We start from the raw sequence: 24,444 nt of genomic DNA, 5'->3' as shown, positions 1-24,444 counted from the left end.
GTTGAACCCAAAGTTGAACCCAAAGTTGAACCCAAAGTTGAACCCAAAGTTGAACCCAAAGTTGAACCCAAAGTTGAACCCAAAGTTGAACCCAAAGTTGAACCCAAAGTTGAACCCAAAGTTGAACCCAAAGTTGCGCCGGCCAAACCTGTGGTTAAAGAAGAGCCGGTTTCTTCCGATAAAACATCAGGTAAGTTTTATGTGCAGTTCGGTGTGTTTTCTGACCCCAGCAATCTTGAAAAACTGCAAACCAGGCTAAAACAGGCCGGGTTTGATGCGGCAACCGATAAAGTGGATGCTGCCGGCCAGAAGTTACGCTTGCGGTCGCGTACTTATGCGACGCGTAACGAAGCGGCAGCCGCGTTGAAAAAAATGGAAGCTGCTGGCTTTAGCGGCATTGTGGCGAGCAGGTCCTGAATCAGGCCATGACCATTTTTGATTATTTAGTACTGGGCATCATTGGTTTTTCCATTCTGGTTGGATTGATGCGCGGTGCTATCCGTGAGCTTTTTTCAGTGATAGGCTGGGTGCTGGCGTTTTACCTGGCTAACAAATTTAACAGCCAGGTGATCACTTATATTCCTGAACAAGTGCCTGGCGAAGCAGTGAAAGCTATTGCCGCGTTTCTGTTCGTATTTTTAGCGGTGCTTTTTTTATGCACCCTGCTGGCATTGCTGCTCACCACCTTGATCAAGGCCGTGGGTCTGGGCGGCCTGAACCGGGTGCTGGGCGGCGTTGCTGGCGCAGCCAAAGGCGTGCTGATCGTCTGTATACTGGCGATGCTGGCTGCGATGACGGATATTCCCAGGGACGCACGCTGGACCAATGCCATGTTGAGTGCGCCAGTTGAGGTGTTGGTCTTGAATTTGCTGCCGTGGGTACCATCTAGTATTGCTGAATATGTGCATTTGGAACATCAGCAGGCGGATGAGTCTCTCATTTAATTTGTAATCTAGTCTTGGATAGGATGTCGCTATGTGTGGAATTATCGGTATTGTAGGTAAAAACCCGGTGAACCAGTTGTTGTATGACGGGTTGCTGGTGCTACAGCATCGCGGGCAAGACGCTGCAGGGATCGTGACTTGCGATGGTAATACTTTCCATATGCATAAGAATAATGGCCTGGTAAAAGATGTATTTCATACCCGCCATATGCGTAACCTGGCCGGTAACGTCGGTATCGCGCATGTGCGTTATCCTACCGCCGGCTCATCCAGTGCAGCGGAAGCACAGCCGTTTTATGTGAACTCTCCATTCGGTATCGTGCTCGGCCACAATGGCAACCTGACCAACTCAGAACAGCTGAAATCCGAAATGTTCAGGCAGGATCTTCGCCATATCAACACCAGCTCCGACTCTGAAGTATTGCTGAATGTACTGGCGCATGAGATCGAAGCGACCTCCAAAAGTGCTTTGCTCAACAGCGATATGGTGTTTGATGCCGTAGCCGGTGTGCACAGACGTTGCAAAGGCGCTTATGCAGTGGTCGCCATGATCGCCAACTTCGGCCTGCTGGCTTTCCGTGATCCGCACGGTATTCGCCCGCTGGTCATAGGCAAACAGGAGACCAGCAAGGGCACCGAGTACATCGTGGCTTCTGAAAGCGTGGCTCTGGATGTGCTGGGTTTCAAATTGTTGCGTGATGTAGAGCCTGGCGAAGCCGTATTTATCGATATGGATGGCAATCTGTTCAGTCGCCAGTGTGCCACCAATCCAAAACTGACTTCCTGTATTTTTGAATATGTTTACCTGGCGCGCCCTGACTCTGTCATCGATGGCGTTTCTGTCTACCAGACCCGTCTGGACATGGGTACTTTGCTGGGTGAAAAGATCAAGCGTGAATGGGCTGACAAGCAGATCGATGTGGTGATCCCCATCCCGGACACCAGCCGCCCCAGTGCCTTGCAATTGGGCATTTCGCTAGGCCTGGATTACCGCGAAGGTTTTATTAAAAACCGTTATATCGGCCGTACCTTTATCATGCCGGGTCAGGCACTGCGTAAAAAATCTGTGCGCCAGAAGCTCAATCCTATCGGCATCGAGTTCAAGGGTAAAAACGTCTTGCTGGTCGATGACTCTATCGTGCGTGGCACCACTTCGCAGCAGATCGTGCAGATGGCGCGCGATGCAGGCGCCAATAAAGTCTATTTCGCTTCTGCTGCACCGCCGGTACGCTACCCGAATGTGTATGGCATAGATATGCCCAGCCGTGATGAATTGCTGGCGACCAATCGCACTGATGAGGAGATCTGTGCCGAGATCGGTGCCGATGCCCTGATCTACCAGGATCTGGATGCCTTGCGCGAAAGTATCACCAAATCCAACCCGCATCTGACTGAGTTCGACTGCAGCTGCTTTGATGGCAAGTATGTGACCGGTGATGTTGATGCCGCTTACCTGAACCGTATCGAGGCTGCGCGCAGCGATTTCAATAAGAAACAGCCACCGCCAAACTCGACTACCCAGCTCGATTTGAATTTGTTATCCACTGATCTGGTCGGGGTGGAGTAAGGCTTGACAGGCGCCGGCAAAAGGCGTTTAATGAAATTGCGCTGATTTGAGTGGCGAACTTTAACCGAAGCCGAACTCAGCTTGCGAGCGCATTATAAATCCTGCTAAAGCGAGAGCCCAAAAACCCGTTTTAGCGCAATGCTGAAGCGGGTTTTTTATTACCTGTTGTGGCCGTTGAAAGATTAAGTTAGTTGGAAGATCAAGACAAAATGAACGATGAATACCATTTGGAAACGCTGGCAGTACGCGCTGGCACATTGACCACTGAGTTCGGTGAGAACTCCGAGGCCCTGTTCCTCAACTCCAGTTTCCGCTTCAAGAACGCAGCCCAGGCGGCTGCCAGGTTTGGCGGCACCGAGCCGGGTAATATTTATTCGCGCTTCACCAACCCGACCGTGACCATGTTTCAGGACAAGCTGGCCGCGCTGGAAGGTGCAGAGCAGTGTGTGGCGACTGCCAGCGGCATGGCTGCCATCCTGGCCTGCATCATGGGCATTTGCAGTGCCGGTGACCATGTCGTCGCTTCGCGCAGTGTGTTTGGTACCACGGTGCAATTGTTCTCCAATATCCTCAAACGCTGGGGCCTGGAAGTGACACTGGTGTCATTGACCGATATTGAGGCCTGGAAAGCGGCAGTCAAACCGAATACCAAGCTGTTTTTTGCCGAAACGCCTTCCAATCCGCTCACCGAAGTAGGCGATATCGCCAAACTGGCAGAAGTCGCCCATGCGGCCGGTGCTCACCTGGCGATAGATAATTGTTTCTGCACGCCAGCCTTGCAACAGCCTTTAAAGCTGGGCGCTGATATCGTCATCCACTCCGCGACCAAGTATATCGATGGCCAGGGCAGGGTGCTGGGCGGTGCTGTGCTGGGTAATAAAGCCTTGATGGAGCCGGTATATGGTTTTCTGCGCACCGCCGGCGTCACCATGAGTGCATTCAATGCCTGGGTGTTCGTCAAAGGCATGGAGACCTTGCAGATACGCATGGAAGCACACGCGGCGCGCGCACTGGCGATCGCGCAATGGCTGGAACAGCAGCCACGGGTGGCACATGTTCATTACCCCGGCCTGCCTTCGCACCCGCAGTATGCCTTGGCGCAACAGCAGCAAAGGTTGGGTGGCGGTATCGTCACGTTTGAGGTCAAGCCGCGCCCTGGGCAAAGTGAGCAGGAGGCCGCCTGGGAACTCATTGATGCTACCAGGCTGATCTCCATCACCGCCAATCTGGGCGATGCCAAATCTACCATCACCCATCCGGCCACCACTACGCATAGCCGGGTGACAGCCGAGGCGCGCGCCGAGGCCGGTATCAGGGATAATCTGGTGCGTATCGCGGTAGGGCTGGAGCACGTGGAAGATCTGAAAAACGATCTGCAATTGTTGTCCCGGGCCTGATCCTGCTGCAAGAATAGCGGTTTATCGGATCGCCAGTGGCTGGCATGACGATAAACCGTTTTCATTTATACGCAGTTTTATATCGCGCCATTCCAGCCTGACAAAAGTCTGGGATCCCGATTCTCCTTCCCGCCAGCTCTTTTCTTGCCTGCAGGCATGATGCAGGCCATTTTAGCCGCGTTTAAGTCAGCCAGGTTCAGCTAAATATGCTAGAATCGCGAGATAACTTTTAACTATAAAATGGGTCAAGAATGAGTCAGTCTCCCGATCAGTTTGCTAAAGAAACCCTGCCTATCAGTCTCGAAGACGAGATGCGCCGCAGTTATCTTGATTACGCCATGAGCGTGATCGTTGGTCGTGCTTTGCCAGATGTGCGTGACGGCCTGAAACCAGTGCACAGGCGCGTGCTGTTCGCCATGCACGAGCTTTCCAATGACTACAACAAGCCATACAAAAAGTCAGCGCGTATCGTCGGTGACGTCATCGGTAAGTATCACCCGCACGGTGATACTGCAGTGTATGACACCATAGTGCGTATGGCGCAGCACTTCTCGCTGCGCTATATGCTGGTCGATGGCCAGGGTAACTTTGGTTCGGTAGATGGCGATAACGCGGCGGCCATGCGGTATACCGAGATCCGTATGTCCAAGATCGCACACGAACTGCTGGCAGATATCGAGAAAGAAACCGTCGACTTTGGCCCTAACTATGACGGCAGCGAGCAAGAACCGCTGATCATGCCTACCCGTATCCCTAACCTGCTGATCAACGGCAGCTCGGGCATTGCGGTGGGTATGGCGACCAACATTCCGCCGCACAACCTGAATGAAGTACTGAACGGCTGTTTTGCGTTGCTGAAAAATCCTGAGATCAGCATTGATGAGCTGATCGAATACATTCCGGCGCCTGACTTTCCGACTGCCGGCATTATTTACGGTACCGTAGGCGTTAAAGAGGGTTACCGCACTGGCCGTGGCCGTGTGGTCATGCGTGGCCGCACCCACTTTGAAGACCTGGATAAAGGTGGCCGCCAGTCCATCATTATTGATGAGCTGCCCTATCAGGTGAACAAGAAGTCCCTGATAGAGAAGATCGCCGAGCTGGTCAACGAGAAGAAGATAGAAGGTATTTCTGACCTGCGCGATGAGTCGGATAAGTCTGGCATGCGTGTGGTGATCGAGCTTAAACGCGGCGAAGTGCCTGAAGTAATCCTTAACAACCTCTACAAGCAGACCCAGCTGCAAGATACCTTCGGCATGAACATGGTGGCCCTGATGGATGGCCAGCCACGTCTGCTCAACCTCAAGCAGATGCTGGAAGCTTTCCTGCGCCACCGCCGCGAAGTCGTCACACGGCGTACCGTGTTCGAGCTGCGCAAAGCGCGTGACCGTGGCCATGTGCTGGAAGGCCTGGCGGTTGCGCTGGCCAATGTGGACGAGATGATCGCTATCATCAAGGCCGCACCAACGCCGCCGGAAGCGAAAAAAGAATTGATGGCCAAAGACTGGCATTCCACCGTGGTGGAAGAAATGCTGAAACGTGCGGCCATGGAAGCCTCACGCCCGGAAGGCTTGTCGGTAGACTTTGGCCTGACGCCTAAAGGTTACCGCTTGTCAGATATCCAGGCGCAAGAGATCCTGCAGATGCGTCTGCAACGCCTGACTGGTCTGGAACAGGACAAAATAGTCACCGAATACAAAGAAGTGATGGATATCATTGCCGATCTGCTGGATATTCTGGCCAAGCCCGAGCGCGTCACCGCCATTATTGTGGAAGAACTGAACGAGATTCAGAAACAGTTCGGCGACAAGCGCCGTTCCGAGATCGAGCATAATACGCAGGACTTGTCGCTGGAAGACCTGATCACGCCGCAGGATGTGGTAGTGACTCTGTCACATACCGGCTACGTGAAATCACAGCCTCTGGATGAGTATAGGGCCCAGCGCCGTGGAGGCCGTGGTAAACAGGCCGCAGCGACCAAGGAAGATGACTTCATCGACAAGATGTTTGTGGCGAATACGCATGACTACATCCTGTGCTTCAGCAGCCGTGGCCGTGTCTACTGGCTTAAGGTATATGAAGTGCCGCAAGGTAGCCGCGTCAGCCGCGGTAAACCTATCGTGAACCTGTTCCCGCTGGAAGAAGGCGAGAAGATCAATGCCATCCTGCCGGTGAAAGAATTCGACGAGAACCATTTCGTGTTTATGGCGACCTCTATGGGTACGGTGAAGAAAACCGCGCTGACCGAGTTCTCCAATCCGCGTAAATCCGGCATCATCGCCATCAATCTTGATGATAATGACTACCTGGTCGGCGCCGAAGTGACCAATGGCAAGAATGACATCGTGCTGGTTTCCAATGGCGGTAAAGCCGTCTGGTTCACCGAGGATGATGTGCGTCCTATGGGCCGCGCGACCCGTGGTGTGCGCGGGATGAAACTGGCCACCAAACAGCGGGTACTTTCCTTGCTGATCGCCGAGAATGACCAGCAATCGGTGTTGGTCGCGACTGAAAACGGTTACGGCAAACGTACCGTGCTGTCAGAGTTCCGTCACTCCGGCCGTGGTACGCAGGGTGTGAAAGCCATTGCCATCAGCGAACGTAATGGCCTGGCGGTTGCAGCCAGACTGGTCACTGCGGATGACGAGATCATGCTGATCACTACCGGTGGCGTATTGATCCGTACCCGCGTCAAGGAGATCCGCGATATGGGCCGTGCCGCACAAGGCGTGACGCTGATCAACCTGGGTGAGGGTGAAAAACTTTCTGGTCTGGAAAAAATCGTAGAGACCGACGACGTTGAAGACGAAAACGAAGAATAACTTGAGACATGACTAAGATTTATAATTTTTCTGCAGGCCCGGCAGTGTTGCCGAAATCCGTACTCGAACGTGCCCAGGCTGAAATGCTGGACTGGCATGGCAGCGGCATGAGCGTGATGGAAATGTCACACCGTGGCAAAGAGTTCACCAGCATCCTGGAAAAGGCAGAAGCCGATTTGCGCCAGTTGCTGGCGATCCCGGCCAATTATAAAGTGCTGTTCTTACAGGGTGGTGCCATTGCAGAGAATGCCATCATTCCCATGAACCTGCTCAATGGCAAATCGGCCGACTACGTAGTCACCGGCTCCTGGAGCAAACGCAGCGTGAAAGATGCCAAAGCCTACGGCCAGATCAATATCGCCGCCTCGGCTGAAGCAGATGATTTCACGCATGTGCCGGCATTTGCTGACTGGCAGTTGAATCGTGATGCCGCTTACGTGCACTATTGCACCAACGAAACCATCAACGGTGTCGAGTTTCTGGAGGTGCCGGAAACGCACGGTGTGCCTATTGTCGCCGATATGTCTTCGCATATCCTTTCACGTCCTATCGATGTCTCTAAATATGGCGTGATCTATGGCGGAGCACAAAAGAATATCGGCCCGGCCGGCCTGTGCCTGGTGATCGTGCGTGAAGACCTGCTGGAACAGGCTTCACCGCTCACGCCAGCGGTATTCCACTGGAAGACCCAGGCAGAAAACCAGAGCATGATCAATACACCGCCTACTTACAGCATTTATATTGCCGGGCTGGTATTTGAATGGTTGCTGGCACAGGGCGGGGTAGAGGCGATTGAGAAACTCAATATCGCCAAGGCCAAACTGCTATATGACTATGTGGATCAAACCGATTTTTACTATAACCCTATCCAGCCAGCTTACCGCTCGCGTATGAATATCCCGTTCCGCTTGCGTGACGAGAGCCTGAACGATGCTTTCCTGAAACAGGCCGGCGCACGTGGTTTGTTGCAGTTGAAAGGCCACCGTTCGGTCGGCGGTATGCGCGCCAGTATTTATAATGCCATGCCTATAGAGGGCGTACAGGCACTGGTCACATTCATGCAGGAATTCGAAAATAATAATTCTTAATTAACATTAAGTATAAGTTTTAAATGTCTGATTTATTAAAACAATTTAGAGATAAAATTGATGCCATCGATGCGCAGGTCCTGGCATTGGTGAACGAACGCGCGAAACTGGCACGCGAAATCGGGCATTTAAAGAATGATGGTGTCATCTATAGACCTGAGCGTGAGGCGCAGATCATACGCCGCATGCAAAGCGAGAATGACGGCCCACTGTCAGCTGAAGCGGTGAGCCATATTTTCCGTGCCGTGATGTCCAATTGCCGCGCACTGGAAAAAGAACTGGCGATCGCGTTTTTAGGGCCATTGGGCACTTACAGCGAAGAAGCCGCACTCAAACAGTTTGGCGAAGGCCGCCAGGCAGTGGTGTGTGCCAGTATAGATGAAGTGTTCCGCACGGTGGAAGCAGGCCAGGCAGACTATGGCATAGTGCCGGTGGAGAACTCGACCGAGGGCGCCGTCGGCATCACGCTGGATCTGTTGCTGGCGAGTGCCTTGCAGGTGGTCGGTGAAGTGACTTTGCCTGTACATCACTGCTTGTTGTCTGCACAACAGGATATCACACAGATATCGCACGTTTTCGGTCATGCGCAGTCACTGTCGCAATGCCATGAGTGGCTGAACAAGATACTGCCTAACGTTGAACGCGAGGCCGTGGTCAGCAATGCCCGTGCTGCGCAGATGATACATGAGCTGGTTGCCAGTCAGGGCACGTTCGCCGCGGCCATCGCCAGCAAACGTGCCGCTGAATTATTCGACCTGCATATCCTGGCCGAAAATATAGAAGATGACCCGAAAAACACTACGCGCTTTCTGGTGCTGGGTAGCCATGCGGTCGCCCCGTCAGGGCAGGATAAGACCTCATTGGTCATGAGTGCCCACAATAAGCCGGGGGCGATATTGCAGTTGCTGGAGCCACTGTCACGCCATGGTGTGAGCATGACCAAGCTGGAATCCAGGCCTTCGCGTCAAAACCTGTGGAACTACGTCTTCTTTGTTGATATTGAGGGCCATCAGCAAGCGCCTAATGTGCAAGCCGCACTGGCTGAGCTGGCTGACCGCTCGACTTTTCTCAAAGTGCTGGGTTCATACCCGACTGCTATTATTTAACCATCCCATCTTTAACTGTACACACTATGTCTGATGCATCACGCCTGTCTGAGTTGTCACAATTAGCTCCTGCCAATATCCGCGCCATTGCGCCGTATCAGGGTGGCAAGCCTATCAGCGAACTGGCGCGTGAAATGGGCCTGAACGAAGCAGATATCGTCAAACTGGCTTCTAACGAGAACCCGTTAGGCATGAGCCCCAAAGCGCAAATGGCGCTGGAAGAAGCTATTTACGAGATCGCGCGCTACCCGGATGGCAACAGTTTTGCCTTGCGCGATGCAGTCAGCCACAAGTATGCGGTGCAACCTGAGCAGATCGTGTTTGGTAACGGTTCCAATGACATCCTGGAACTGGCTGCGCGGGCCTTTCTGACCGCAGGCGATGAAGTGATCTATTCGCAGCATGCGTTTGCGGTCTACCCGCTGGTGACGCAGGCCGCTGGTGCGACTGGCGTAGTGGTGCCTGCGATCGAGTTTGCGCATGATCTGGCCGGATTTTTAACAGCCATCACGCCCAAAACCAAACTGATCTTTGTCGCCAACCCGAATAACCCGACCGGCACCCTGATCGCCAAGGCCGAGTTAAAAGACTTTTTACAAAAAGTGCCCAGGCATATCGTGGTGGTGCTGGATGAAGCTTATGATGAGTATCTGTCTGCCGACGATAAATCCGAAGCGATCGGCTGGCTGAGTACATTTGATCATCTGATCATCTCACGAACCTTCTCCAAGGCTTATGGCCTGGCCGGGTTGCGCGTAGGCTTTGGTTTGATGCATGCCGCATTGGCCGATCTGATGAATCGTGTACGCCAGCCTTTTAACGTCAATAGCCTGGCGCAAGTAGCGGCGACGGTATCGTTGCAGGATGAGGATTTCGTGTCGCGCAGTTATGCCGCCAACCAGGCCGGCATGACACAAATCACGCAAGGTTTAACCAAACTGGGCTTGAGCTTTATTCCCTCGTTTGGCAACTTTGTCAGCTTTAAAGTGACCAATGCAGGCGCTGTCAACCAGGCTTTGTTAAAGCAGGGCGTGATAGTGCGGCCAGTGGCCAATTATGAAATGCCGGATTACCTGCGCGTAAGCATAGGTTTATTTAGTGAGAATGCACGTTTTCTGCAAGTGCTGGAACAGATTTTACAGTCATGAACGCTTACGAAAAATTAGCCACCGACGATGTACGGGTGCTTGAGATCAAACCACTGGTCACACCAGCGGAGCTATTGTCACGCCTGCAGGAAAGCACAGTCAGCACCCAGAACATCCTGAAAACACGTACTGCCATCCATCACATACTGCATCAGGGCGATGACCGCCTGGTGGTGATCGTCGGGCCGTGCTCAATCCATGACACTGAGGCTGGCATGGAATACGCCAAACGTCTGCTGGAAGTGCGCAACCGCCTGGGCAATGAGTTGCTGATCGTGATGCGGGTGTATTTTGAAAAACCGCGCACCACCGTCGGCTGGAAAGGCTTGATTAACGACCCGCACCTGGATGGCACTTACGACATCAATGCCGGGCTGGAAAAAGCGCGGCGCTTTCTGCTGGAGGTCAACGAGATCGGCATGCCGGCAGCGACAGAGTTCCTCGATGTGGTCTCGCCGCAATACACCGCCGACCTGGTCAGCTGGGGCGCCATAGGCGCACGCACCACCGAATCGCAGATACACCGCGAACTGGCTTCGGGCTTGTCCTGCCCGGTCGGTTTCAAGAACGGCACCGATGGTGGCGCCAAGGTCGCCATAGATGCGATCAAAACGGCTGCCAGCCCGCATCATTTCCTGTCCCTGACCAAAGAAGGCACGTCTGGCATTTTTGCTACCAGGGGTAACGAAGATTGTCATGTGATCTTGCGCGGCGGCAAATTGCCCAACTACGATGCGCAAAGTGTCGCTGAAGTATGCCAGCAGTTGGCCGATGCAGGTTTGGCGCCGGTATTGATGGTGGATTGCAGTCATGGCAATAGTCAGAAGCTGTACAAGAATCAGATGGCAGTGGTGGCCGATGTTTGCGGGCAGATCGCCAATGGCGATAGCCGCATCATAGGCGTGATGCTGGAATCACACCTCAACGAAGGCCGCCAGGACCATACCCCGGGCTGCAGCCTCAATTACGGCCAGTCTATCACCGATGCCTGCCTGGGTTGGGATGACTCGGTGGTAGTGCTGGAAGCTCTGGCTGCCGCGGTGAAGGCACGCCGCGAGAAGCTGCTAGAGCAGGAGTAAACGGCCATCAGGTCATGCAAAAACCGCACTCTAGCCAGTGCGGTTTTTTGTTTTATGGCCTGCAGGGTAGCTGCTGGAAAACCGGGCTCATGAAAATCATGAGCAGGGAATCATTGTCAGTAGCAGGGTGTTCTTGCAACCCATGCGTATGATGCCAGTCATACCAGAATAGCAGTGGCGAAGTGGCTACAGTTGGTCTTCGACGTCACGGCTGTCACTTGAAGAGTTGTCAACGACCATCAGGTAATTATTGTATGATGACCTGCTAGGTCTATAACCATTAAAACAAGAAGCGATTATGTATATACACGTGTTGGGTGCTGGTGCTGGCGGGGGTTTCCCGCAATGGAACTGTAACTGTGAGAACTGCGATGGCTTGCGTAAAGGCACGATCAAGGCCACCCGGCGTACACAGTCTTCTATCTGTGTCTCAAGCAATGGCGTTGACTGGGTGTTATTTAATACCTCGCCAGATATCCTGCAACAGATACAGGAATTCCCGGCCCTGCAACCTGGCCGCGCCATACGCGACAGCGGCATACAGGGCATTATTCTGATCGATGCGCAGATAGACCATACCACCGGCCTGTTCATGCTGCGTGAAGGCCAGGTGAAACGCGAGATCTACTGTACCAAGATGGTGTATGAAGACCTCACCAGCGGTAACCAGATCCTGAATATCCTGGGACATTACTGCGGCGTCAATCATCACGAGATCGCTATTGACGGCAATGATGTCAGCCACGCCAGCAGCTTTGAGATACCCAATGTGCCTAACCTGCGGTTTACAGCGGTGGCACTCAAGAGTGCCGCGCCACCATATTCCCCACACCGCAATGACCCGCATCCGGGCGACACCATAGGCGTGTTGATAGAAGAGATCTCTACCGGCAAGAAATGCTGGTATTCGCCTGGCCTGGCCGAGATAGAGCCGCACTTGCCGCCGCTGATGAACCAGGCTGACTGCATCATGGTCGATGGCACTTTCTGGACCAATACCGAGATGCTGGACATGGGCTTGATGAGCAAGACTGCGCGCAGTATCGGCCATAATCCGCAATCCGGGCCAGGCGGCATGATAGAAGAGCTGGATAAATTCGGCAGCGAAAAATCAGTGCGTAAGGTACTGATACATATCAACAATACCAACCCGATTTTAAGGGAAGATTCCGCCGAGCGCGCGATCCTCAACGATCACCAGATCGAAGTCGCGTATGACGGTATGGATATCATTCTTTAGGAGAGCTAGATGAACGCAGTGACGCAGGCAAAACTACCCTGGACCCGTGAGGAGTTCGAAGCCAAACTACGTGAAAAAGGTCAGGGCTACCATATCTATCATCCTTTCCATGTGATGATGTATGAGGGCAAGCTGACCAAAGAGCAATTGCAATGCTGGGTGGCCAACCGTTTTTATTACCAGATCGCTATTCCTATGAAGGACGCCGCGATCTTATCCAACTGCCCGGATAAAGAAGTGCGTAAACAATGGATAGTGCGCATCACCGACCACGACGGCGTAGATGACCAGATCGGCGGCATAGAGGCCTGGATCAAGCTGGGCGAAGCCGTAGGCTTGACGCGAGAACAAGTGACCAGCCTGGAGCTGGTATCACCAGGTGTACGTTTTGCGGTGGATGCTTATATCAATTTCGCCAAGCAGCGTAGCTGGCAGGAGAGTGTCTGCTCCAGCCTGACCGAACTGTTCGCACCGCATATCCACCAGCAGCGCATCAGTTCCTGGCCCAGCATGTACCCCTGGGTGAAAGAAGAGGGTCTGATGTATTTTAAAAAACGTCTGACCGAGGCCAGGCGTGATGTGGAGCAGGGCTTGAGTGTCACTCTGGATTACTTTAGCACCTCGCGCGAAATGCAGTTGAAAGCGCTGGATATCCTGCAATTCAAGCTGAATATCTTGTGGGTGATCGCCGACTCAATCATGCTGGCCTCGACCGAGATCAAAACCGAAGGCCGCGATTATCTGCGTCAGCCAGTGATCAAGATAGAAGACTGACTTTAATCAGCAACTTTGAAAGTTTAATGATGGAAAACAATATTCAACACGCCGATATCTATGCGATCGCTTTTCACCACCGCTTTCAATGGGAAGAAGCGCAGCAGAGCTATGTCATCCTGTTTCCCGAGGGCATGGTCAAACTGCATGGCGGCGCTGGCGAGATTCTGAAACGCGTGGATGGCAAGGCCAGTGTGGGTGATATCGTGGCTGAGCTGAAAACGGCTTTTCCTGACGCAGAAGGTATAGAAGCCGATATTCTCGGCATGTTTGACCTGGCAGTAGGTAAAGCCTGGTTACGCAAGGTGAATTGATCCGCAAGGAGAGCAGCATGGCACAATTAAACAATGGCGTGGCAGCAAATGTGACACAGAAGCAACCGCTATGGTTGTTGGCAGAAGTGACTTACCGTTGCCCGCTGCACTGTGCTTTCTGCTACAACCCGACCGATTATGACAAACACACCAAAAACGAGCTGAGCACAGAGCAGTGGATCAGTGCCCTGCGCGATGCGCGTAAAATGGGCGCCATCCAGCTAGGTATCTCTGGTGGTGAGCCTTTGTTACGCGACGATATTGAAGAGATCGTTGCCGAAGCACACAAGCTGGGCTATTACAGCAACCTGATCACTTCCGGCGTCGGCCTTACCGAGAAACGCATACAGGCGTTCAAAGAGGGTGGCCTGGACCATATCCAGCTCTCCATGCACGACGTGACCGAAGACATCAGCAACTTTATCACCGATACGCGCACTTTCGAATTGAAGAAGAAAGTGGCGGCCATGATCAAGGCGCATGGTTATCCTATGGTGCTGAATGTGGTGATACACCGCTACAACATCGACCAGGTGGGCAAGATACTGGAGATGGCAGAAGCACTGGGGGCCGATTATGTCGAACTGGCGAATACCCAGTATTACGGCTGGAGTCTGGTCAACCGCGACCAGCTGATGCCCACCCGTGAACAACTGAACCGCGCCGAAGCTGCCACCAACGCCTTCAGGGAACGTGTAGGCAATAAAATGAAAGTGTTTTTCGTGGTGCCGGATTATTTTGCCGACCGGCCGAAAAAATGCATGAACGGCTGGGGCGAGGTGTTCATGATTGTCACTGCCAATGGCGATGTCTTGCCGTGCCACTCTGCCCGGGTGTTGCCAGGCATGACTTTCCCCAATGTGCGTGAGAATGGCCTGGAATGGGCTTGGAAAGAGTCGCCGGCATTTACCAAATACCGTGGCAAGGACTGGATGAAAGAACCTTGCCGTAGCTGCGATGAGCAGGATAATGATCTGGGTGGTTGCCGCTGCCAGTCCTATCTGCTGAGCGGCGATGCAGAAATGGCCGACCCGGTATGTACCAAGTCGCCTAATCGCCACTTGATCGACGAGGCTTTGCTCAGCTCGCAAAACCCGCTGGTGCGCGAGCAACCGATCATTTTCCGCACCGACAAGAACTCGAAAAAATATGTGGCGGGTGACAAGGAAAGAGTGGAGCAATTTCACGCCTTGCCCTGACCGTAGCAGGCATATGCTTTATAATCAGCAGGCGCAGTTTGCGCCTGCTGTTTTTTATCGTGTCATATTGATAGCCGTTATTTTCCTGGCCTCATTTAACCCATGCCTTTTTTGACATATCCCTTTTTGACATATCGTTAGTGAAAGAGTCTTAGTGCAGCATTCGGTATTACTGGTCTATGTATTGGCAGCCCTGGCTGCACTGGCGCCTTTCGCCATCGATACTTATCTGCCGGCCTTTCACGTCATGGCGGATTCATTGCAGGCCGACCCGCTTGCCATACAGCAGAGCCTGACCTTTTACCTGCTGCCTTATGCGGTGATGACTTTGTGTCACGGGGCAGTGTCGGATGCGGTAGGGCGCATCACGACCATCAAGTGGGGGCTGGGTATTTTTGTACTGGCCAGCATAGGTTGCGCGTTTGCGCCCAATGTAGAGACCTTGTGGCTGTTCCGTGCCTTGCAGGGCATGAGTGGCGGGGCAGGCAACACGGTGGCCCGAGCCATGGTGCGCGATTTATTTGATGGCCCGCAAGCACAGCGTGTGATGGCCACCATGCAGATGCTGTTTGGCATTGCGCCCGCCATCGCGCCTATTCTGGGCGGCGTGCTGCTGGGCATACACTGGCAGGCTATTTTTATTTTCCTGGCTTTGTATGCCGCCTTGTCATTATGGGCGGCGGTGCGCTACCTGCCTGAAACGGTACCTGCCGCGCAACGGGTGCGATTTTCAGTGCAGAACATCACCCAAACTTACGGCAAGATGCTGGGCAACCGCCAGTTTCTGATCCTGACTGCCTGCGTAGGCCTGAACTTTTCCGCTTTTTTTATCTATGTGCTCGCCAGCCCGGTGTTTCTGGTCGAGCATTTGCATTTAAGTAGCCAGCAATTCGGTTTCTTGTTCGTTCCTACCGTTGCCGGCATGATGACAGGCTCGTGGCTGGCGCGGCATACCGCCGGTAAATTGTCGCCTGCCACTACCATACGCTGGGCATTTGCCTGGATGGTGCTGGTTGCCAGCATCAATGTAGTCATACAGGCGATTTATGCCGGCGAACCCTTGTGGTGGATGGCGATATTGCCTATCGCCTTATTCAATGTGGGCATGGCGACGGTGGTGCCTATACTGTCGATCGCAGCGCTGGATTTTTACCCAAAATCACGCGGCACTGCCGCCTCGGCCCAGGCGTTTATACAGATGGTGTGTTCTACACTGAGTTCAGCCGTGGTGGTGCCTCTGGTGTGGCATTCGACCCTGAGCATGTCTAAGGCCATGCTGGGGATGACGCTGGTCAGCGCGCTGCTGATGCTCATGATACACCGCCGCTTTAAATCGGCCTGACTACACCTGCCGTGCACTCAAACTGTGCAAATGTCGCGCCTTTACTGATTTAATCGCGTATTTGAATTCCTACATGCTGCCTTAAGATACTAGTGTAAATAACTGTTCAAACAACAGTATCAACTAGAAAAGCAGATGGGAGTCACCTATGGAAATATCCAGAGAAGAAGAAGCACTAAAGGCCTACGTGAAACTGCTGACCGGGCAGGGTGTCAGCGCACGCATGCTGATACAGCGTGAATTCACCATTATCCGCCTGAGTGCATTTTTAAAAGATATCCCCTGTGCCGGCAACGAATACCGCCAGGCCGTAGACCGTTTTATCGCCAGTATAGATACCGCCGAGATCCCTATGGTGTTGCCGGTGGTGCGCGAGTTTTTCTCTTTCTGGGTGCGCGACATCAAAGCGATCGCTGCCATGAGCCAGGCCAAGGTCTTTAACGGCAATGTGCCTACGGTGACCACCACGCAAGATGAACTTTTCAAACAGTGGTATGACCTGGACAAGACTTTAATGTCCAGCGCCGAGAAAGCTGTGATGGAGGCTTTTCTGAGTGCTTCCGAGAGCAAAGGTTTTGACCAGGCGGCGTTTAAAGAGCGCATGCGCATGGCCAAGTGCCTGTTGGTAGCGCTGCGCCAGGTACCGCACAAGCAATCGCATAGTTACCGTCAAATGGTGGACAGGAATCTGCCACTATTCAATGCGCTGGGTACCCAGCATGCATTTCTGAGTGTTGCGCGTGAGTTTTATTATTTCTGGCGTGGTGATATGTTGAAACCACAACAGGCGCCAGCACACGGCAAATCGCAGCTTAAGACACCAGCGATGGCGATGGCTGCCTAAATAGCCAGCCAGCCTGCGTCCTGTCCAGGACGCATAAGCACATAAAACCGCCAGCCTTAGCGCTGGCGTATTTTTTGCAGGATCAGCGCAGAAAGCTCTTCGATAGAGCGGCTGGTAGAGTCGGCCCAGGTGATGCCATAGCGGCGCATCATGTTTTCGGCCATTTCAATCTCTTTACGGCAGTTATCCAGCGAAGCATAGAAGCTGTCCGGGCGACGCTCGCTACGCACCGAATGCAGGCGCTCTGGCTTAATGGTCAGGCCAAAGATCTTGTCTATGTTTTTTTCTACTGCAGCAGGAAATGAACCGCGCTCAAAATCTTCCGGGATCAAGGGGTAGTTGGCGGCTTTGATGCCGAACTGCATGGCCAGGTAGATGCTGGTCGGCGTCTTGCCACAGCGCGAAACGCCTATCAGGATCACCTCGGCTTCATCAAGCCCGGTATTGGTCATGCCATCATCGTGGTTGAGCGTGAAATTGATCGCTTCCATGCGCTCATGGTAGCTGTTACCCATAGAGCTGTAAGCGATGCTGGCACCTGTCAGCGGCTCCTGGTTGAGCTCAGAGCCCAACGGATAGATAAAGCGGTGGAACAGATCGATAAAATAGGCATTGGCCTGTTTCAGGCGGTTCCTGTGCTCGCCGTTACCGACCGACATGATCACGATAGGGCGTATGCCGTCCTGATCTGCCACTTTCTGGATATGCTCGAAGCCAGCCTGTACCTTTTCATCATTATCGGTGAAGGGCAGGCGGGTGGTGGTAAATTTGGTATTAGGAAAATGCTCCAGCAGCTTGCTCAAGGCACCCGCAGTGATCCCCGTACCATCAGAAATAATAAATACAGAACGGTGATTCATGCGATTGCCTTGAGTTTAAGAGCTTAAAAAGATTTATTTCTTGGTCAGGCGCTGCCAGGTCGCAACCACGGTGTCCGGGTTCAGCGACACAGACTGTATGCCTTCAGCGACCAGCCATTCAGCAAAGTCTTCATGGTCAGAAGGGCCCTGGCCGCAGATACCCACGTACTTGCCCAAACGGTTACAGGTGCTGATGGCCATTTTCAGCAACACTTTGACCGCGTCATTACGCTCGTCGAAGCCATCTGCCAGAATGCCGGAATCGCGGTCCATGCCTAATGTCAGCTGTGTCAGGTCATTGGAACCGATGGAATAGCCATCGAAGTATTCCAGGAACTGTTCAGCCAGCAGGGCATTGGATGGGATCTCGCACATCATGATCAGGCGCAGGCCGTTCTCACCACGTTTGAGACCATTTGCCGCCATGATCTCTGTCACAGCTTTGGCTTCATCCAGTGTACGCACGAACGGGATCATCAACTCAACGTTGACCAGGCCCAGTTCATCACGGACTTTCTTCATCGCCTGGCATTCCATGGCAAAGCACTCTTTAAAGTCTTCTGCCATATAACGCGCTGCGCCACGGAAACCTATCATCGGGTTTTCTTCATCCGGCTCGTAAATGTCGCCACCTACCAGCTTTTTGTACTCGTTAGACTTGAAGTCTGATGTACGCACGATCACCGGTTTCGGGTAGAACGCAGCAGCAATCGTTGCCACGCCTTCAGCTACTTTATCAATGTAGAACTGTTTAGGGCTGGCGTAACCACGTGCACGGTTGTGTATCGTGGTCTGGATCGCTTTAGGCATGGCATCGACGTTCAGGATCGCTTTCGGGTGTATGCCAACCATGTTGTTGATCACAAACTCCAGACGCGCCAGGCCGACACCGTCGTTAGGTGTCTGCGCAAAGGTGAACGCCATATCCGGGTTGCCTACGTTCATCATGATCTTGCAAGGCGGTTTGGACAAGGCAGCGTTGGACTGGGTAGACACTTCAAAATCCAGGGCACCATGGTAAACAAAGCCGGTTTCGCCTTCAGCGCACGAAACAGTCACGATCTCGCCGTCACGCAGCAGGTCAGTCGCATTGACTGAACCGACAATAGCCGGGATGCCTAATTCACGTGCAATGATAGCCGCGTGACAGGTACGGCCGCCACGGTTGGTCACCAGGGCACTGGCGCGTTTCATCACCGGCTCCCAGTTAGGGTCTGTCATGTCAGCGACCAGTACGTCACCTGGTTGTACTTCATGCATTTCTGCCGGGTCGAGCACGATACGCACCGGGCCTACGCCGACTTTCTGGGTCACGGCACGGCCGGCGACCACAGGCACAGAAGAGTGTTTCTGCAACTTGAATGTCTCGGTGACATTCTTGGCTGCTTCCTGCGACTTCACGGTCTCTGGACGCGCTTGCAGGATGTAGAGTTTATTATCCAGACCGTTTTTACCCCACTCGATATCCATAGGGCAGCCATAGTGCTGCTCAATGGTGATGGCGTAACCAGCCAGTTCCAGGATATCGGCGTCGTCTAGTGAATAGCGGTTGGCTTCTGCGGCATCCACAGGCACTGTATGGGTAGATTTACCCGCCTGGGTCGCGTCAGAGAAGATCATCTTGATCAGCTTGGAACCCATGGTGCGACGTACGATCGCCGGTTTGCCCTGGTTGAGCAATGGCTTGTGTACGTAGAATTCATCAGGGTTGACCGCACCCTGCACCACGGTTTCGCCCAGGCCATAAGAGGCGGTGATAAAGGCAACATCCTTGTGGCCGGATTCGGTATCAATAGTAAACATCACACCGGCACAGCCGATATCAGAACGTACCATCTGCTGTACGCCGGCTGAGAGCGCCACGTCGGCATGCACAAAGCCTTTGTGCACACGGTATGAAATAGCCCTGTCGTTATACAAGGAAGCAAATACTTCTTTAATGGCGTGGTTGATGTTGTCCAGGCCATGAATGTTCAGGAAGCTTTCCTGCTGACCGGCGAAGGAAGCGTCGGGCAAGTCTTCTGCTGTCGCAGATGAACGTACGGCAAAGGTAGTGCCTGGCGCCGATTTATCGATCAGTTTTGCATAGTTCTGCGCAATCGCGCTCTGTAAAGCCGGCGGAAACTCCGCTTCCATGATCCACTGGCGGATCTGACTGCCACATTTGGCCAGCGCTTGCGTATCATCAGCATTTAATTTATCAAGCAAGTCATTGATTTTTTTATCTAAACCGTCCTGGGATAAAAATTCACGGTATGCATCGGCTGTGGTCGCAAACCCGGTAGGTACGCGTACACCTTTGGCACTGAGCTGAGAGATCATTTCACCTAAAGAAGCATTTTTGCCACCGACGGACGGCACATCGCTATTTCTGAGATTCTCAAATGGAATAACATGACTTACCATATAAAACCCTTAATTGTTTTAAATCAGATGAAATCTATCGCGGGAAGCAATGGATTGAATTCGAAAGTGAGGCTTAATATTGAGCTTAACCTGTTTCTGGAATTACTTTTCTCCCAGCATTATGCCAAAATCATGTTTTAATGTCACGTCAGCATCACGCTGACATTCCATATTTTTCAGCTTCAGTAAAATTTACCTCATGAATGCAGTGATCTCCGCACAACGTTCGGTCAGCGTGACCACTCATGGCCGCTTACATTTGGGTTTTTTTGATCTTAGCGGGCAGCCCGGGCGACGTTTCGGCAGCGTGGGCGTGGCGATCGCTGCCTACCAGACCGCACTGACCGTGACAGCACGACCGCAGCAGCTTGCTGTCGACCCCTGGGCATCGGCTATTTTGCAACGGCACCTGGAATCCCTGGCACTGGATACCGCGCTGGAACTCAACATACAGCAGGCGATTCCGCGCCACAGCGGCCTGGGCTCAGGCACACAGATGACGCTGGCGGTGGGGGCAGGGGTGAATACCTTGCTGGATCTGCCGGTCAACAGCGCACAGATCGCAGCCGCCCACCAGCGTGGAGCACGTTCCGGCATAGGCATAGCGACTTTTGATCATGGCGGGCTGGTGGTCGATGGTGGCCGTGGCGCCACGACCATAGTGCCGCCTTTACTTGCGCGACATGCTTTTCCGCAAGACTGGCATTTTTTGCTGATCATGGACCAAAGCCGCGATGGTCTGCATGGCAGTGGCGAAAAAAATGCGTTCAAGCAATTGTCGCCGCTTGGCAGTTCAGCCACACGCGACATCCAGCACCTGTTACTGATGCAAGGCTTGCCGGCATTGATAGAACAGGATTTCCAGGCTTTCAGCGAATTTGTTGGTGCGCTGCAAAGTTATAACGCTGATTATTTCGCACCTGCGCAAGGCGGGCCTTATGCCAGCCAGTCAGTGGCAGCTATTCTGCATGCCTTCCAGCAACAGGGTTATCGTGGACTGGGCCAAACCTCATGGGGCCCCACCGGCTTTATATTGCTGCCTTCAAAAGCCGAAGCCATGCAACAGCAAGCGACGCTGTTGCAGCAATATGCCAATGACGCGCATCTGTCGTTTATTGTGACCGCCGCCGTCAATGACCCATCACAGATAACGTTGAATAGTATTGAGAATTAGCCAGCACCTCAGTTAACAATCCATGACATATTCGGGAAAAGTTACTGTTTTTAAGGTCTGCTTTTGATTTTGAAGCTGTGCATGATTGTGTATATTGCTACGTGATACTATTTAGTAAATGGATTCCACAGGGGGAATAATGAAAAAAACCAGTATTATGCATTTGTTCACAGCCGCTAAAAATGCCAGCCCATTCGATGTGAATATGGCGTTTGATGCAGGCTATGAAAAAATTATCTCCTATTCGGATGTCACGCTGAATGAAGTGGTCGCACTGACCCAGGATGCGATCTTCTCGCGTAGTCCCAGCGGTCTTAAACAGCAAGCCTTGTTCTTTGGCGGTCGCGATATCCAGGTTGCACTTGAAATGCAGAAACAGGCCCGTAGCGCCATGTTTAAACCGTTCGAATGCCATACCTTTTCTGATCCTTCGGGTGCTTTTACTACTGCCGCAGCCATGCTGGCGAAAGTCGACTTTTACCTGAAGAAATCCGGCAGTGGCCTGGGCAAGGAAAAAGTCGCCATTTTTGGTGCCAGTGGTACGGTAGGCTCAACTGCGGCACTGATCGCTGCGCGTCAGGGTTCCACCGTGCTGATGGTGGCACATGCGGGTACAGACAGCATGCAAGCCTATGTAGATAAATTATCCAGCAGCTACGATGTGAAACTGCAAGTGGTGGATGGCAGCTCAGAAGCGGCCAAGATCGCTATCCTGAATGAAGCCACCGTTGCTCTGTGCGCCACGCCTGCCGGCATACGTGTACTGGAGACCCGTCAGTTTGCTGATTCCAAATCATTAAAAGTCGTTGCTGACGTGAACGCAGTCCCACCTTCCGGCATTGAAGGGGTAGATACCTTCTCCAATGGTGGCCTGATCGAAGGTACGCAAGTGGCCGGCTTTGGTGCGTTGGCGATAGGCCAGCTCAAGTATGTGACACAGAATAAATTGCTGGAGCAAATGCTGCAAAGCGAGTCTCCCATGCATATTGATTACCATCAGGCGTATGAATATGCCTGTGCCCACGTGGAGTAATTGCATTCTTGCGGTTGGCTATCCTGTCACAAAGTGCCCGCATCTATGCACAAATGGCGCGAAGTGCAGGGTTTGAAGTATTGGCAATAGATGCTTTTGCTGATGTGGATACGCAGCAGGCCGCACAGCAGGTATGGCGATTACCGGCGTTGGCCGGGCAGTTAAGTGCAGAAGATGCCCATGCCTTATTTGAAAAACTGGATAGCTGGCAGCCCGAAACCTTACTGATAGGCTCGGGTTTTGAGGCCAGCATCGCGTTGTATCAAAGCCTGTATCAGCGCTATGCATTGGCAGGCAATACACCCGCACTGCTAGCGCAAGTCAAAAATCCATACTGGTTGAGCAATTATTGTGCAGCGCATGGCGTGATGACACCGTCAGTGCAAGCACAAGCCCCGCAACAAGGGCAATGGTTATATAAAGTAGCAGGGCAGAGCGGCGGGTCACATGTTTTAAAGTGGCATCAGGCCGCAGTTGCCAGCCCGGCCGCACAAGCTTACTGGCAAAGGCTGCAACCCGGCTTGGCCGTAGGTGCACTGTTTGTGGCAGAGCCAGGCCCAGTGAAAGACCAAGGCTCAGTAAAAGACCAAGGCTCGGTGAAAGACCCTGGCTCAGTGACATTGCTAGGTGTGCATGCACTCAAGCAACGTCCGGGAAACTATACTTATGCAGGCGCTACACGTTTGCATGAACCCCAGCTGATCGCTGCCATGCAGGCGTTGCTGGAGGCGCTGCTGCCTGATCTGGGTCTGGTCGGCATCAACAGCCTGGATGCGATCTGGCAGGATGGGCAGTTGCATCTACTGGAGATCAACCCCAGGTTAAGTGCCAGCATGCGGTTGTATGCTGACTTGCCGCTGATACACGCCCAGCTTGCCAGCTGCCAGGGCACGCTGATGCCTGAGCTGGTTGCAAACAGCAACTATGCCAGCCATTGCATTTTGTATGCACGGCAGGCCATAGAAACAGAATATATGGATTTTCCAGCCTGGCTGGAAGATAAACCAGAGGGCGGCAGCATCATTGCCGGGCAACCATTATGCAGCCTGTATGCAGAAGGTGCGACCAAAGACGAATTACAGCAAGCATTGCAAGACAAAAAAACACAATTAGAGAAACTATGGGGGACTTATGTCTGTGAACGTATCGAATTCAACATCCATTAGCGTACAACAATACAGCGCACCTCTGGTCGCACATCTGATCGCTAACGCGCCAGCCCTGGGCTGTCTGGTCACTACGCATGCCAGCGGCGCCACTATCATTGATGCCGGTATTCAGACCCCTGGTGGTCTTGAAGCCGGACGCATCATTGCCGAGATCTGCATGGGCGGCCTGGGTGGTGTCAGCTTGCAGCAAGTACCGCAATTTGCCAACTGGCCACTCAGTGTGGTGGTGACGGCCAAACAGCCTGTCATTGCCTGCCTGGGTAGCCAGTATGCCGGCTGGGCCTTATCGCATGAGAAATTCTTCTCACTGGGCAGCGGCCCGGCGCGTGCCATCGCCCAGCGTGAAGAGGTGTTCAAAGACATCAATTACAGCGATAAGGGCGAGCAATCGGTATTGGTGCTGGAAACCGACAAGGTACCGCCAGTAGAAGTGATAGAAAAGGTCGCCAGGGATACCGGCTTGCCGGCCAGCAAGCTGACATTTATCCTGACACCTACGCGCAGTATCGCCGGCTCACTGCAAGTGACCGCGCGCGTGCTGGAAGTGGCGCTGCATAAATGCCATACCCTGCATTTCGATCTGAATGCCATCGTCGATGGTTATGGCGTAGCGCCGGTGCCAGCCCCTTCACCAGACTTTATCACCGGCATGGGCCGTACTAACGATGCCATCCTGTTTGGCGGTTTTGTGCAATTGTTCGTCAATGCTGAAGATGCTGCCGCAGAGCAACTGGCACAACAATTACCTTCTTCGGCTTCTAAAGATTATGGCCGTCCGTTCGCCGAGGTGTTTAAAGCCGTGAACATGGATTTCTACCAGATAGACCCTATGCTGTTTTCACCAGCCAAAGTCAGTGTCACCAACCTCAAGTCTGGCAAGACTTTCTTTGCCGGGCAATTCAATGAGGCACTGTTAAACCAGTCTTTCGGTGGGTAAA

The 24,444-nt window shown here is 52.9% G+C and carries 21 protein-coding genes; 19 read left to right on the top strand and 2 right to left on the bottom strand.

Features of this window, described 5'->3' with window-relative positions; genetic code table 11:
• From ACT6RZ_RS11980 to ACT6RZ_RS11910, 15 genes are all read left to right on the top strand, one after another.
• A partial coding sequence (locus ACT6RZ_RS11980) for an SPOR domain-containing protein (protein WP_444702328.1) occupies positions 1-417 on the top strand: 417 nt, incomplete at its 5' end.
• 8 nt (positions 418-425) lie between these two features.
• A complete protein-coding gene (locus ACT6RZ_RS11975; RefSeq protein ID WP_444702327.1) occupies positions 426-944 on the top strand; it encodes a CvpA family protein in 519 nt (172 codons plus the stop codon).
• A 31-nt stretch (positions 945-975) separates the two neighbouring features.
• Positions 976-2,511 carry an amidophosphoribosyltransferase gene (purF, locus tag ACT6RZ_RS11970; RefSeq protein ID WP_444702326.1) on the top strand — a complete coding sequence of 512 codons (1,536 nt, stop codon included), beginning with the start codon at positions 976-978 and terminating at the stop codon, positions 2,509-2,511.
• Positions 2,512-2,720: 209 nt separating this feature from the next.
• Positions 2,721-3,908, top strand: a complete 1,188-nt coding sequence (locus ACT6RZ_RS11965) for an O-succinylhomoserine sulfhydrylase (protein ID WP_444702333.1) — start codon at positions 2,721-2,723, stop codon at positions 3,906-3,908.
• A gap of 251 nt (positions 3,909-4,159) precedes the next feature.
• Complete coding sequence (gene gyrA / locus ACT6RZ_RS11960) at positions 4,160-6,730, top strand: DNA gyrase subunit A (protein ID WP_444702325.1); 2,571 nt, start codon at positions 4,160-4,162, stop codon at positions 6,728-6,730.
• 8 nt (positions 6,731-6,738) lie between these two features.
• The gene (gene serC / locus ACT6RZ_RS11955) at positions 6,739-7,818 is read left to right on the top strand and encodes a 3-phosphoserine/phosphohydroxythreonine transaminase (RefSeq protein ID WP_444702324.1); all 1,080 of its coding nucleotides are present in this window, start codon (positions 6,739-6,741) and stop codon (positions 7,816-7,818) included.
• 23 nt (positions 7,819-7,841) lie between these two features.
• Complete coding sequence (gene pheA, locus ACT6RZ_RS11950; RefSeq protein ID WP_444702323.1) at positions 7,842-8,924, top strand: prephenate dehydratase; 1,083 nt, start codon at positions 7,842-7,844, stop codon at positions 8,922-8,924.
• Between the two features lie 26 nt (positions 8,925-8,950).
• A complete protein-coding gene (gene hisC / locus ACT6RZ_RS11945) occupies positions 8,951-10,072 on the top strand; it encodes a histidinol-phosphate transaminase (protein ID WP_444702322.1) in 1,122 nt (373 codons plus the stop codon).
• A complete protein-coding gene (locus ACT6RZ_RS11940; protein ID WP_444702321.1) occupies positions 10,069-11,151 on the top strand; it encodes a 3-deoxy-7-phosphoheptulonate synthase in 1,083 nt (360 codons plus the stop codon). The genes hisC and ACT6RZ_RS11940 overlap by 4 nt, the downstream gene beginning before the upstream one ends.
• Before the next feature lie 298 nt (positions 11,152-11,449).
• Positions 11,450-12,391 carry a pyrroloquinoline quinone biosynthesis protein PqqB gene (gene pqqB, locus ACT6RZ_RS11935; protein ID WP_444702320.1) on the top strand — a complete coding sequence of 314 codons (942 nt, stop codon included), beginning with the start codon at positions 11,450-11,452 and terminating at the stop codon, positions 12,389-12,391.
• Between the two features lie 9 nt (positions 12,392-12,400).
• A complete protein-coding gene (gene pqqC / locus ACT6RZ_RS11930) occupies positions 12,401-13,165 on the top strand; it encodes a pyrroloquinoline-quinone synthase PqqC (protein ID WP_379055577.1) in 765 nt (254 codons plus the stop codon).
• Positions 13,166-13,194: 29 nt separating this feature from the next.
• Positions 13,195-13,479 carry a pyrroloquinoline quinone biosynthesis peptide chaperone PqqD gene (pqqD, locus tag ACT6RZ_RS11925; protein ID WP_444702319.1) on the top strand — a complete coding sequence of 95 codons (285 nt, stop codon included), beginning with the start codon at positions 13,195-13,197 and terminating at the stop codon, positions 13,477-13,479.
• Between the two features lie 17 nt (positions 13,480-13,496).
• Entirely contained in the window at positions 13,497-14,678 is a 1,182-nt protein-coding gene (gene pqqE, locus ACT6RZ_RS11920) for a pyrroloquinoline quinone biosynthesis protein PqqE (protein WP_444702318.1), read from the top strand.
• A 154-nt stretch (positions 14,679-14,832) separates the two neighbouring features.
• Positions 14,833-16,020 carry a multidrug effflux MFS transporter gene (locus ACT6RZ_RS11915; RefSeq protein WP_444702317.1) on the top strand — a complete coding sequence of 396 codons (1,188 nt, stop codon included), beginning with the start codon at positions 14,833-14,835 and terminating at the stop codon, positions 16,018-16,020.
• 148 nt (positions 16,021-16,168) lie between these two features.
• Entirely contained in the window at positions 16,169-16,864 is a 696-nt protein-coding gene (locus ACT6RZ_RS11910) for a hypothetical protein (protein ID WP_444702316.1), read from the top strand.
• A gap of 56 nt (positions 16,865-16,920) precedes the next feature.
• On the opposite strand, the gene ACT6RZ_RS11905 is transcribed toward ACT6RZ_RS11910, so the two are convergent.
• Entirely contained in the window at positions 16,921-17,724 is an 804-nt protein-coding gene (locus ACT6RZ_RS11905) for a pyruvate, water dikinase regulatory protein (protein ID WP_444702315.1), read from the bottom strand.
• Positions 17,725-17,757: 33 nt separating this feature from the next.
• Positions 17,758-20,130, bottom strand: a complete 2,373-nt coding sequence (gene ppsA, locus ACT6RZ_RS11900; RefSeq protein WP_444702314.1) for a phosphoenolpyruvate synthase — start codon at positions 20,128-20,130, stop codon at positions 17,758-17,760.
• A gap of 199 nt (positions 20,131-20,329) precedes the next feature.
• On the opposite strand from ppsA, the gene ACT6RZ_RS11895 reads away from it, so the two are divergent.
• The 4 genes from ACT6RZ_RS11895 (at position 20,330) to mch (ending at position 24,443) form a co-directional block, all read left to right on the top strand.
• Entirely contained in the window at positions 20,330-21,304 is a 975-nt protein-coding gene (locus ACT6RZ_RS11895; protein ID WP_444702313.1) for a beta-ribofuranosylaminobenzene 5'-phosphate synthase family protein, read from the top strand.
• A gap of 139 nt (positions 21,305-21,443) precedes the next feature.
• Positions 21,444-22,337, top strand: a complete 894-nt coding sequence (locus ACT6RZ_RS11890) for an NAD(P)-dependent methylenetetrahydromethanopterin dehydrogenase (RefSeq protein WP_444702312.1) — start codon at positions 21,444-21,446, stop codon at positions 22,335-22,337.
• A gap of 8 nt (positions 22,338-22,345) precedes the next feature.
• Positions 22,346-23,503 carry an ATP-grasp domain-containing protein gene (locus tag ACT6RZ_RS11885; protein ID WP_444702311.1) on the top strand — a complete coding sequence of 386 codons (1,158 nt, stop codon included), beginning with the start codon at positions 22,346-22,348 and terminating at the stop codon, positions 23,501-23,503.
• Positions 23,469-24,443 carry a methenyltetrahydromethanopterin cyclohydrolase gene (gene mch, locus ACT6RZ_RS11880; protein WP_444702310.1) on the top strand — a complete coding sequence of 325 codons (975 nt, stop codon included), beginning with the start codon at positions 23,469-23,471 and terminating at the stop codon, positions 24,441-24,443. Before ACT6RZ_RS11885 ends, mch begins: the two co-directional genes overlap by 35 nt.
• Position 24,444 lies beyond the last annotated feature (1 nt).

The organism is Methylophilus sp., assembly GCF_052437885.1.
In the GTDB taxonomy this organism is placed as follows: domain Bacteria; phylum Pseudomonadota; class Gammaproteobacteria; order Burkholderiales; family Methylophilaceae; genus Methylophilus.
Note: the sequence above shows the minus strand (reverse complement) of the source record. Positions and strands in the feature narration are given on the sequence as shown.

Excerpts from the sequence above, each read along its gene's own strand:
- ACT6RZ_RS11975 (WP_444702327.1), top strand. The coding sequence starts at position 426 with ATGACCATTTTTGATTATTTAGTACTGGGCATCATTGGTTTTTCCATT.
- purF (WP_444702326.1), top strand. The coding sequence starts at position 976 with ATGTGTGGAATTATCGGTATTGTAGGTAAAAACCCGGTGAACCAGTTG.
- ACT6RZ_RS11965 (WP_444702333.1), top strand. The coding sequence starts at position 2,721 with ATGAACGATGAATACCATTTGGAAACGCTGGCAGTACGCGCTGGCACA.
- gyrA (WP_444702325.1), top strand. The coding sequence starts at position 4,160 with ATGAGTCAGTCTCCCGATCAGTTTGCTAAAGAAACCCTGCCTATCAGT.
- serC (WP_444702324.1), top strand. The coding sequence starts at position 6,739 with ATGACTAAGATTTATAATTTTTCTGCAGGCCCGGCAGTGTTGCCGAAA.
- pheA (WP_444702323.1), top strand. The coding sequence starts at position 7,842 with ATGTCTGATTTATTAAAACAATTTAGAGATAAAATTGATGCCATCGAT.
- hisC (WP_444702322.1), top strand. The coding sequence starts at position 8,951 with ATGTCTGATGCATCACGCCTGTCTGAGTTGTCACAATTAGCTCCTGCC.
- ACT6RZ_RS11940 (WP_444702321.1), top strand. The coding sequence starts at position 10,069 with ATGAACGCTTACGAAAAATTAGCCACCGACGATGTACGGGTGCTTGAG.
- pqqB (WP_444702320.1), top strand. The coding sequence starts at position 11,450 with ATGTATATACACGTGTTGGGTGCTGGTGCTGGCGGGGGTTTCCCGCAA.
- pqqC (WP_379055577.1), top strand. The coding sequence starts at position 12,401 with ATGAACGCAGTGACGCAGGCAAAACTACCCTGGACCCGTGAGGAGTTC.
- pqqD (WP_444702319.1), top strand. The coding sequence starts at position 13,195 with ATGGAAAACAATATTCAACACGCCGATATCTATGCGATCGCTTTTCAC.
- pqqE (WP_444702318.1), top strand. The coding sequence starts at position 13,497 with ATGGCACAATTAAACAATGGCGTGGCAGCAAATGTGACACAGAAGCAA.
- ACT6RZ_RS11910 (WP_444702316.1), top strand. The coding sequence starts at position 16,169 with ATGGAAATATCCAGAGAAGAAGAAGCACTAAAGGCCTACGTGAAACTG.
- ACT6RZ_RS11905 (WP_444702315.1), bottom strand. The coding sequence starts at position 17,724 with ATGAATCACCGTTCTGTATTTATTATTTCTGATGGTACGGGGATCACT.
- ppsA (WP_444702314.1), bottom strand. The coding sequence starts at position 20,130 with ATGGTAAGTCATGTTATTCCATTTGAGAATCTCAGAAATAGCGATGTG.
- ACT6RZ_RS11895 (WP_444702313.1), top strand. The coding sequence starts at position 20,330 with ATGAATGCAGTGATCTCCGCACAACGTTCGGTCAGCGTGACCACTCAT.
- ACT6RZ_RS11890 (WP_444702312.1), top strand. The coding sequence starts at position 21,444 with ATGAAAAAAACCAGTATTATGCATTTGTTCACAGCCGCTAAAAATGCC.
- mch (WP_444702310.1), top strand. The coding sequence starts at position 23,469 with ATGTCTGTGAACGTATCGAATTCAACATCCATTAGCGTACAACAATAC.